Consider the following 10361-nt stretch of genomic DNA (forward strand, 5'->3'; position numbering starts at 1 on the left):
CTTTCAACGCACACTTCGCCGCATTCACCCACCCCTGTGGGCCCCGTTGTTGCCCGGAGTTCGCCGTGACCCTCGCCTTTCCCCTGTTTCCCACCTTCACCGCCGGCATGGTGCTGAGCATTTCGCTGATCATGGCCATCGGCCCGCAGAACGCGCATGTGTTGCGCATGGGACTGCAGCGCCAGCACCTGTGGCTCACCGTGGCCGTGTGCGCGGTGGCCGACATCGCGCTGATCTCGCTCGGTGTGCTCGGGCTGGCCCAGCTCGGCGGCCTGTCCGACAAGCTGATGGGGGCGCTGATCGGCGCCGGGGTGCTGTTTCTCTCGGTCTACGGCTGGCAGGCGTTCCAGCGCTTCCTGCATCCGCGCGCACTGGCGCTGGAAGACCCGAGCGACGGGGCCATGGAGCCGGTCTCGCCTCGCCAGGCCGTGCTCTCGGCGCTGGCCTTCTCCTGGCTCAATCCGCATGCCTGGCTCGACACCGCGGTGTTGATCGGTACCGCCTCGCTGGCCTACGGCCAGGGCAGCACGGTGTTCGGCCTGGGCGCAGCGGCCGGTTCGGTGGTGTGGTTCCTGGCGCTGGGTGTGGCGGCGTTCTGGCTCGGTCGCCGGCTCAACTCCCTGCACCTGTGGCGCGCGCTCGACGGCCTGGTTGCGCTCATGATGTGGGGCACGGCGCTCTGGCTGCTCACCAGCCTGGCCTGACCTTTGGAGGCACCCATGTCCCTGCGCAGCGCTGACGCGCCCGTCACCGTTTTCGGTCCCGACTTTCCTTTTGCGTTCGACGACTGGATTGCACATCCGCAAGGCCTGGGCGAGCTGCCACCCGAGCGCCTGGGTCAGGAGGTGGCCATCGTCGGTGCCGGCATGGCCGGGATGGTGGCGGCGTACGAGCTGATGAAGCTGGGCTTGAAGCCGGTGCTGTTTGAAGCGTCGCGCATGGGCGGACGGCTGCGGTCGCAGGCCTTCGAGGGCGGCCAGGGCGTGGTGGCCGAGCTCGGCGGCATGCGCTTCCCGGCCTCGGGCACGGCCTTCTTCCACTACGTGAACCGGCTGGGCCTGAAAACCCGGCCCTTCCCCAACCCGCTCACCGCCGCCGCGGGCTGCACCGTGGTCGACCTCGAAGGCCGCACCCATTGGGCACGCGAGCTGGCCGACCTGCCGCCGCTGTTTGGCGAAGTGGCGCAGGCCTGGGCACAGGCGCTCGAAGAGGGTGCGGGCTTCGGCGGGCTTCAGCAGGCGCTGCGCGAGCGCGACGTTGCGCGCCTCAAGGCCCTGTGGAACCAGCTCGTGCCGCTCTGGGACGACCGCACCTTCTACGACTTCGTGGCCACGTCCGACGCTTTTTCCGGACTGTCCTTCCACCACCGCGAGGTGTTCGGCCAGGTCGGCTTCGGCACCGGCGGCTGGGATTCCGACTTCCCCAACTCCATGCTGGAGATCCTTCGCGTGGTGCTCACCGGCTGCGACGAGAACCAGCACCTCGTCGTTGGCGGCGTGCAGCAGGTGCCGCTGGGCCTGTGGCAACACGCACCGGCCGCCAGCGAAATGCGCCACTGGCCCGCCGGCACCACGCTGGCCAGCCTGCACCACGGCGCACCGCGCGCCGGGGTCACCGCCATCAGCCGCGCGGCGGGCGAACAGCTCGCCGTCACCGACACCTGGGGCAACACCCACACCTACCCCGCCGTGCTCACCACCTGCCAGAGCTGGCTGCTGACGACGCAGATCGCGGTGGAAGAGTCGCTGTTTTCGCAGAAGCACTGGATGGCGCTGGACCGCACGCGCTACATGCAGTCGTCCAAGACCTTCGTGATGGTGGACCGCCCGTTCTGGAACGACCTGAAGGCGAACGGCTGGCCGACCATGGGCATGACGCTGACCGACCGGCTCACGCGCGGCACCTATCTGTTCGACAACGGGCCCGATCAACCCGGCGTGATCTGCCTGAGCTACGCCTGGATGGGCGATGCGCTCAAGATGCTGCCGCACGGCACCGAAAAACGTGTGCAGCTCGCACTCTCGGCCCTGAAGAAGATCTACCCCGACGTGGACATCACCAGCCACATCATCGGCGACCCGATCAGCGTGTCCTGGGAGGCCGATCCGCATTTTCTCGGTGCCTTCAAGGGCGCCCTGCCCGGCCACTACCGCTACAACCACCGCATGTACAGCCACTTCATGCAGGACGGGTTCGCCCCGCCCGAGCGCGGCATCTTCATCGCCGGCGACGACGTGTCGTTCACACCGGCCTGGGTCGAAGGCGCGGTGCAGACCTCGCTCAACGCGGTGTGGGGCATCGTCAAGCACCTGGGCGGCCGCACGCACAAGGACAACCCCGGGCCGGGTGACGTGTTCGCCGAACTCGGGCCGGTGGCCCTGCCCGACTGATCCCCGTTCCGGTCATCCCTCCCGCACCCGCATGACTGCCCACACCCTCACCCTCGCCAGCTGGCAGTGCCCCTACGCCGCCGGCATTGACGAAGCGCTGGCCCGGCTGGACACCACCGCCGCACAAGCCCGCGCCCAAGGGGCCGAGCTGCTGGTCTGTCCCGAGATGTCGCTCACCGGCTACCAGATCGGCGCGCAGGCGGTGGCGGCGCTCGCCGAACCGGCCGACGGTGCACTCGCGCAAGCCGCTGCCGCCATCGCCCGGCGCCACGGCATCGCCATCGTCTTCGGCTACCCCGAGCACAACACCGGCGCAAAGCCATACAACGCGGTGCAGTTCATCGGTGCAGACGGCGAGCGAAAGGCGAACTACCGCAAGACACACCTCTTCGGCGACATCGACCGTGCCCAGTTCAGCCCCGGCCCGCAAGCGCCGGCCGTGTTCGACTGGAACGGCTGGCGCCTGGGCCTGCTGGTCTGCTACGACATCGAGTTCCCCGAGCCGGCACGTGGCCTCGCTCTGCAAGGGGTGGACGCGATCCTGGTGCCCACCGCCAACATGGTCCATTTCGACGAGGTGCAGCGCGTGCTGTTGCCGGCGCGCGCGCTGGAGAACCGTGTCTTCCTGGCCTATGCCAACGCCTGCGGGCAGGAGGGCGACACGCGCTATGGCGGGCTGAGCACCGTGTGCGCCCCGATGGGCGAGGTGCAGGTGCAGGCCGGGCGCGGCGAGCAGCTGTTGCTCACCACGCTCACGCGCAGCGCGCTGCACAGCGCGCGCTCCACCAGCCCCTTGCCCGACCGCCGCAGCGACCTGTACTGAAGCCGGACGCCCTACGCGCGAGTGCGGGAAACGCCCCACACCGCAACGGCCACACCGGCCGCACCCAGCAGAACCCAGGCCTGCGCCGACCCCATGGTGCCCAGCGTCGCGGCACTGACGGCCAGCCACAACAGCGCCCCGGCGCGCAAGACCCTCAGCAGCCGCCGCGCGGCGGGTGTGCCCGCCGCGGCGCACAACAGCACACCCAGGGTGGCGATGGCGGTGGGGTCGGGCGCCAGTCCGAACACCTCGGCCTGGACCCAGGGCCGACCCAGCACCGGGGCCAGCCAGGGATGGGCCAGCACCGCCCAGAGCAGCAGGCCCAGGCCCGCCCTGCGGCGTGCCGGGCGGGCCTCCAGCGACAGCGAAGGACGCGTCGCCAGCACCAGAAGGCCGACCGACTGGGCCGCAAAACCCCAGGCAAAACCGGTGGCCGACCCGTTGATCGCCGCGTAGCGCTGCCAGAGAAACGCCCAGGCGACGAAGGCCCAGGCCAGCGCCAGCAGCACCGTCGCGGTGCGAAGCGAGCCCCGGTGTGCGCGCCACAGACCCACCACCACAGCGCATCCTGCGAACAGCAGCAACACCTGCGCCGGCCACCAGGCCTGGTTGTGCAGTTCGAACAGCCGCCACCAGGTGCCCGGCGCGAACATCAGGAAGTCCGCCGGGCGGTAGGTCCACCACTCGCTCACGGCATGGCCCGGCTGGGACGGTGAGGGCTCACAGGGCGGCGACGTCGCGTGCCATGCGCAAACGCAGCGCCGCATCGGGCAGGGGGCCCAGCGCCGCACCCATGTTCTGCCGCAGGTGCGCCACCTGGCGGGTGGCCGGAATGGCGCAGGTCACGCCCGGGTGCGACACCACGAATTTGAGCGCCACCTGCGCCCAGCTGTCGCAGCCGAGTTCGCCCGCCCAGCCCGGCAGCGGGTGGCGCGCCAGCTGGTCGAGCAGGGCACCCTGGCGAAACGGGCGGTTCACCAGCACCGCGATGCCGCGCTCCTGCGCCAGCGGAAGCAGGCGCTGCTCGGCCTCGCGGTCGAGCAGGTTGTGGGTGAGCTGCACGAAGTCGATGCGCTGCGTGCGCATGATGCGTTCGAGCTCGGCGTGGCGCCGCCCTTCCGAGGTGCTGATGCCCACGTATCGCAGACGCCCTGCGGCCTTCATCTCGATCAGCCGCGGCAGGTGTTCTTCCCAGGCCAGCAGGTTGTGCACCTGCATCAGGTCGAAGCGCGGCACGCCCCAGAAGGCGCGCGAGGCCTCCATCTGCGCCGGGCCGCGCGAGGCGTCGCCAACCCAGACCTTCTCGGCAGAGAACAGCGTGGCGGGCTGGCCCAGCCTGGCCAGCGCATGACCGATCACCGGTTGCGACGAGCCGTACATGGGCGAGCTGTCGATCACGCGCCCGCCGGCGGCAAAAAACGCGCGCACCACCTCGGCGCAGGCGTCGCGGGCCTGCGGATCGTTGCCCACATTGAAGGTGATCCAGCTGCCCAGTCCGATCACGGGAACCGCTTCGCCACTGGAGGGAATGCGGCGCGTCTGCAGGGACGAAGCAGCGACCGGGCGGGCCAGCGCCGGCCAGGCGAGCGGCGCCAGCGATGCGGTGGCGGTGGCCAGCCACCGGCGGCGGTTGAAGGGGAGCGTGGGGCGGGTCTGCATGCCGGGTCTTGCAAGCGGTGAAGAAGCCGATGGGAGGTCGGGCCGCCGGGGGAAGTTCCGGGCGGCCCGGCCGCTTCAGCCCTTCCAGAACTCCGGGCGCGCGTATTCGTGCTTGAGGAAGTCGATCCACAGGCGCACCCGCAGCGCCAGGTGCTTGCGCTGCGGGAACAGCGCAAAGATGCCGTTGGGGGGCGCGGCGAAGTCGTCAAGAACGCTCACCAGCCGCCCGGCCGCAATGTCGGCCTCGACCTCCCAGGTGCTGCGCCAGGCGATGCCGTAGCCGGCCAGGCACCACTCGTGCAGCACCTGGCCATCGGTGCAGTCCAGCGGGCCGCCGGGGCGCAGGTGGGTGATGGTGATCTCGCCGTTGTCGTCCTTCACGGCGAACGCCCAGCCGCGGGTCTGTGAGGCGTCGCTCGACAGCGTGAGGCAGTCAAAGCGCACCAGGTCGGCCGGTGTCAGCGGTTTGCCGTGGTGCTGCAAGTAGCGCGGCGTGGCCACGCACAGGCGGCGGTTTTCGGCCAGTCGCACGCTCACCAGCGACGAGTCGGGCAGGTCCCCCACACGGACCGCGCAGTCGTAGCCCTCGCCGGCCACGTCCACCACCCGGTCGCTCAGGTTGAGCGAGATCGTCACCTCGGGATGCAGCTCGCGAAAATGCGGCACGAGCGGCGCCACATGGCGGCGGCCGAAGCCGGCCGGCGCGGTGATGCGCAGGTGACCGCTGGCTTTCACACCCCCGGCGCTCACGCTGGCCTCGGCATTGGCCAGGTCGGTCAGCAGGCGGTGGCAGTCTTCCAGAAAGGCGCTGCCCTCGTGGGTGAGGGTGATGCGCCGCGTGGTGCGCACCATGAGCTTCACACCGAGACGGGCCTCGAGCGCATCGAGCCGGCGGCCGATGATGGCCGGGGCCACGCCCTCGGCCTTGGCGGCGGCGGTCAGGCTGCCGCGCGTGGCCACCGACGCGAAGGTTTCGAGCTGTTTGAGTTTGTCCACCGGGGCAGATTACCCCACGATCCGTATCGGATCAATGACGAAGCCCCTTCGATTGATGACTTCTCAAGCGGGTTTCTGCACCGTCTGGCTCAGGCGCGCCGCGTCCGCGGTCGAATAACCCAGCTCGGCCAGCAGCTCTGCGCTGTGTTCGCCCAGCCGGGGCGGGCTGCGGCGCACCCCCAGGCGTTCGCCGTCGAGCGCGAGCGGCAACAACACGGTCTGCGCGGTCTGGCCGGCGCGTTCGCCATCGGGCAGGGTGATGGGCGCCAGGCCGCCGGTGGCCAGCAGGTGCGGGTCGTCCAGCAGCTCGTGGGGCCGGGTGATGGGTGCAAACGGCAGGCCGTGGCGCTCGAACGTGGCAGCGAGGTCGGCGGCGCTGTGCTCGCCCAGGCGCGCGCGCAATTGCGGAATCAGCCACTCGCGCGAGCGCACACGGCCGTTGTTGGTGTGCAGGCGCTCATCGGCCTGAAGGTCGGCGAAGGCCATGGCCTCGCAGAAGATCGCCCACTGCGTGTCGCTCACCACGGCCAGAAAGATCTGCTCCTCGCCCTGCACGCGGAACACGTCGTAGATGCCCCAGGGCGAGATGCGCTCGGGCATCGGTGCTGCGGGCTGGCCGGTGACCGCGAACTGCATCATGTGTTGCGCCACCAGGAAGATGTTGTTCTCGAACAGCGCGCTCTGCACCTCGCAGCCCAGGCCGGTGTGTTCGCGCGCGCTGAGCGCGGCCATGACACCGATGGCACCGAACAGGCCACCCATGATGTCGTTCACCGACGAGCCCGCGCGCAAGGGATCGCCCGGGCGCCCGGTCATGTAGGCCAGGCCGCCCATCATCTGCACCACCTCGTCGAGCGCGGTGCGGTGGTCGTACGGGCCGGGCAGAAAACCCTTGTGGCTCACGTGGATGAGGCGCGGGTTCAGTGTCTTCAGGCTCTGGTGGTCCAGGCCGAGCTTCTTCATGGTCTCGGGCTTGAAGTTCTCGCTGACCACGTCGGCGGTGGCGATCAGCTTGAGCACGGCCTCCTTGCCCTCGGGCGACTGCAGGTCGAGCACCAGGCTTTTCTTGTTGCGGTTGAACAGTGGGTAGAAGCCCGCGCCCGAGCCGAGCAGGCGGCGCGTGTTGTCACCGCCGGGCGGCTCGACCTTGATGACCTCGGCCCCCAGGTCGGCCAGCACCATGCCGCAGGTGGGGCCCATGACCATGTGGGTGAATTCGACAACGCGAATGCCTTCGTAGGGGAGTTTTGTCATGTCGCTGAGAGGTGAGAAGGCTTCGACAGGCTCAGCCCGAACGGAGCTTGTTGAGCTGCCAGCCCTTGGGCAAACCGGCTTCGGGCGTCATGCCGTAGACCGGTTCGCCCGGCAGGCCGGCCTTGAGGGGTTCGCGCGCGGCGATGAGTTTTGAAATGTCGATGCCGGTGCGCACGCCCATGGCCTCGAACATGAAGACCATGTCTTCGGTGACCACGTTGCCCGAGGCACCGGGCGCGTACGGGCAGCCGCCCAGGCCGCCGAGCGACGCATCGAAGGTGCGCACGCCCACGTCATGGGCGGCCAGGCAGTTGGCCAGGCCCAGGCCGCGCGTGTTGTGCAGGTGGGCCGCACCCGCACGCTCACCCAGCTCGGCGCGCAGCCGTGTGAACAGGCGGCGCACCTGCGCCGGGTTGGCCATGCCGGTGGTGTCCGACAGGCCCACCTCGTCCGCACCCGCTTCCACACAGGCCACGGCCAGGCGTATCACGTCGTCTTCATGAACCGAGCCCTGCAGCGTGCAGCCGAACGCGGTGGACAGGCCCACCTCCATCGCCACGCCGGGCACGGCGTCGCGCCGCAGCGCGTTCACCTCGCGCAACTCGCCCAGCATCTGTGCCGGCGTCTTGCGCACATTGGCCAGCGAATGCGCCTCGCTCACCGACACCGGCAGGGTGATCTTGTGCACGCCCGAGGCCAGCGCGGCCTCGGCACCGCGCCGGTTGGGCACCAGCGCCATCACCACCAGGCCGGGGTGGCGCAGCGCGTGCTGCACCACCGCAGGTGTGTCGGCCATCTGCGGCAGCAGCCTGGGCGGCACGAAGGAACCGACCTCGATCTCGCGCAGGCCCGCGGCCACGAGCGCATCGATCCAGCGCAGCTTGTGGGCCGTGGGCATGGTGGCCTGGACGGACTGCAGGCCGTCGCGCGGGCCGACTTCGCTGATGAGGACTTCGGGGATGTTGGGCATGGGCTGTGACCGGGGGCAGGCCTGCATTCTGTCAGCCCGATCGCCCCGACGGTGGCTCGAAGCCGTCCGCACCAGCCTCTGCACGAGCGCGCCAGGCGCCTGCGGATCACCCGTCGACAAACACCCTTTTTCAATGCTTGTACTTCTTTGATTCGTGTTTTTTATTCCACATACACAACTTTGGTATTCGTTTTTTCCCTGGTTTGGCCAGAATGCGCGGGGTTTCGACTTGATCAACCAGCAGGATTCAGGCGAGGTAGCAGATGGAACTCGGCAAGTCCCCCGCGCCGGCGCGGCGCGTGGCCACGCTGGCACTGCTGGCGGGTGCCCTCGGCACAGGGCCCGCCGCCGGCCAGACCCCGCGCGACACCGCGCAAAGCGCGGCCGAGCAGCGCCGAGCCGACGAACGCGACGCCCGGCAACGCGAGCAGGCCGTGCCCGAACCCGAGGTCCGGCCGGATGCCCCCCAGGACGCGTCCACGCTGCCTCTGCCCACCATCGAGTCGCCCTGCTTCGTGATCCGGCACATCGAGCTGCGCGACGGCGGGGCACCCGGTTTCGGCTGGATGCTGGACGCGCTCACCGCACCCGACAGCCCGCTGGACCGCTGCCTGGGCACCGGGGGCATCGGTGTGCTGCTCCAGCGCGCCCAACAGGCCGCGGTTGCACGCGGTTTCGTCACCAGCCGCGTGGTGGTGGAACCCCAGCAACTGCAACAGGGGCGGTTGCTGCTGACCCTGTTGCCGGGTCGCATCCGGCAGGTGCGTTTTGCGCAAGCTGGCGCGCGTCACCCTTCCATGCGAGGCGCCCTGCCCGCCCAGGCCGGTGACCTGCTCAACCTGCGCGACATCGAGCAGGCGCTGGAGAATTTCAAGCGCGTGCCCGGTGTTGAGATCGACATCCGCATCGAGCCGGCCGACGAACCGGGCCAGAGCGACCTGCTGATTCACTGGACACAGGGGCGGGCGCTGCGCCTGCAACTGGGGGTGGACGACAGCGGCTCGCGCAGCACCGGCCGCCACCAGGGCAGCGCCACGCTCAGTCTGGCCAACCCGCTCCATCTCAACGACCTGTTCTACCTCGGCCTGCAAGGCAGCCTGGGCGGCGGCGACCCCGGTGCCCGGGGCACCAGCGGCAGCTCGTTGCACTACTCGCTGCCCTGGGGCCGGGCCTTGCTGTCCCTGGACCTGAGCCGCCACCGCTACCTGCAAACCGTGGCCGGCGCCGCGCAGGACTACGCCTACCGCGGCCTCACGGGCTCGCAGGACCTCTCGCTGTCCTACCTGCTGCACCGCGACGCCACCCGCAAGACCACGCTGCACGCCAAGGCGTTCGCCCGGCAGTCGCGCAACTTCATCGACGACACCGAGGTGCAGGTGCAGCGCCGGCGCGTGGGCGGCTGGCAGCTGGGCATCGCTCACCGCGCCCACGTGGGCCCGGGCACGCTGGACCTGAACCTGGGCTACCGGCGCGGCACCGGGGCCTTCGGCTCGCTGCGCGCGCCCGAAGAAGCGTTTGGCGAAGGCACATCGCGCTTCGCGCTGTGGCAGGCCGGCGCGCAGTGGCACAGGCCCTTCAGGCTGGGCGCGCAGACCTGGCAGTTCTCCACCCAGTGGCGCGGCCAGGCGCACCGCACGCCGCTGTCACCGTCCGAACGCTTTGCCATCGGCGCACGCCACACCGTGCGCGGCTTTGACGGCGAGTTCAGCCTGAGCGCCGACAGCGGCTGGTTCTGGCGCAACGAACTCGCCACCCCGCTGGGCGACAGCGGCTCATCGGCCTTCGCCGGGATCGACCACGGCCAGGTGCGAGGCCCCGGCGCGGCGCAGTTGCCGGGTACCCGCCTGAGCGGCGCGGTGCTCGGCCTGCGCGGCAGCGCGGGTGCTGCCAGGGCCGTGCAGTACGAGGTGTTCGCCGGCTGGCCGTTGCACAAGCCCGACGGTTTTCGCACCGCCAACGCCACCGTGGGCTTCTGGCTCACCACCGGCTTCTGACGTCCACGCCATTCACAAGTACCGCCAGGGGAGTTCCATGAATCGCAACCAACACCGCATCGTCTTCAACGCCGCGCGCAGCCAGCTCATGGCCGTGAGCGACACCGCGTCCTCCCACACCCGCTCTTCAGCCAGCGGCGAAGGCCCTGCCCGTGCCACCGGGCCGCAGCGTTGGCGCAGCCTGCTGCTGACGGTGGGCTGCGCGTTGCTGTGGCCCGCCCAGGCACAGATCAGCGCCGACCCTGCCGCCCCGGGCACGCTGCGCCCCACGGTGC

General features: G+C 69.9%; 10 protein-coding genes. 5 read left to right on the plus strand and 5 right to left on the minus strand.

Features of this window, described 5'->3' with window-relative positions:
- Nucleotides 1-65 precede the first annotated feature (65 nt).
- The 3 genes from QUV35_RS16700 to QUV35_RS16710 are packed head-to-tail and all read left to right on the plus strand — an operon-like array spanning nucleotide 66 to nucleotide 3213.
- Nucleotides 66-704, plus strand: a complete 639-nt coding sequence (locus QUV35_RS16700; protein ID WP_300876661.1) for a LysE family transporter — start codon at nucleotides 66-68, stop codon at nucleotides 702-704.
- Nucleotides 705-719: 15 nt separating this feature from the next.
- Complete coding sequence (locus tag QUV35_RS16705) at nucleotides 720-2390, plus strand: NAD(P)/FAD-dependent oxidoreductase (RefSeq protein ID WP_300876663.1); 1671 nt, start codon at nucleotides 720-722, stop codon at nucleotides 2388-2390.
- Nucleotides 2391-2421: 31 nt separating this feature from the next.
- Complete coding sequence (locus QUV35_RS16710) at nucleotides 2422-3213, plus strand: carbon-nitrogen hydrolase family protein (RefSeq protein WP_300876665.1); 792 nt, start codon at nucleotides 2422-2424, stop codon at nucleotides 3211-3213.
- Nucleotides 3214-3224: 11 nt separating this feature from the next.
- On the opposite strand, the gene QUV35_RS16715 is transcribed toward QUV35_RS16710, so the two are convergent.
- From QUV35_RS16715 to QUV35_RS16735, 5 genes are all read right to left on the minus strand, one after another.
- Nucleotides 3225-3905, minus strand: coding sequence for a DUF6064 family protein (locus QUV35_RS16715; protein ID WP_300876667.1), 681 nt, complete (start codon nucleotides 3903-3905; stop codon nucleotides 3225-3227).
- A gap of 28 nt (nucleotides 3906-3933) precedes the next feature.
- Nucleotides 3934-4872 (minus strand): aldo/keto reductase, encoded by a 939-nt coding sequence (locus tag QUV35_RS16720; RefSeq protein ID WP_300876670.1) that lies wholly within the window; start codon nucleotides 4870-4872, stop codon nucleotides 3934-3936.
- A gap of 75 nt (nucleotides 4873-4947) precedes the next feature.
- Nucleotides 4948-5868 (minus strand): LysR family transcriptional regulator, encoded by a 921-nt coding sequence (locus QUV35_RS16725; protein WP_300876673.1) that lies wholly within the window; start codon nucleotides 5866-5868, stop codon nucleotides 4948-4950.
- Between the two features lie 63 nt (nucleotides 5869-5931).
- Entirely contained in the window at nucleotides 5932-7122 is a 1191-nt protein-coding gene (locus QUV35_RS16730) for a CoA transferase (protein WP_300876676.1), read from the minus strand.
- A gap of 31 nt (nucleotides 7123-7153) precedes the next feature.
- On the minus strand, nucleotides 7154-8092 hold the full coding sequence (locus QUV35_RS16735) for a hydroxymethylglutaryl-CoA lyase (protein WP_300876679.1): 939 nt from the start codon (nucleotides 8090-8092) through the stop codon (nucleotides 7154-7156).
- Nucleotides 8093-8355: 263 nt separating this feature from the next.
- Here QUV35_RS16735 and QUV35_RS16740 point away from each other — a divergent pair, with 263 nt between their 5' ends.
- Nucleotides 8356-10086 (plus strand): ShlB/FhaC/HecB family hemolysin secretion/activation protein, encoded by a 1731-nt coding sequence (locus QUV35_RS16740; protein WP_300876681.1) that lies wholly within the window; start codon nucleotides 8356-8358, stop codon nucleotides 10084-10086.
- Between the two features lie 37 nt (nucleotides 10087-10123).
- A partial coding sequence (locus QUV35_RS16745) for an ESPR-type extended signal peptide-containing protein (RefSeq protein WP_300876684.1) occupies nucleotides 10124-10361 on the plus strand: 238 nt, incomplete at its 3' end.

Source organism: Hydrogenophaga sp., from assembly GCF_030373225.1.
GTDB lineage: Bacteria > Pseudomonadota > Gammaproteobacteria > Burkholderiales > Burkholderiaceae_C > Hydrogenophaga.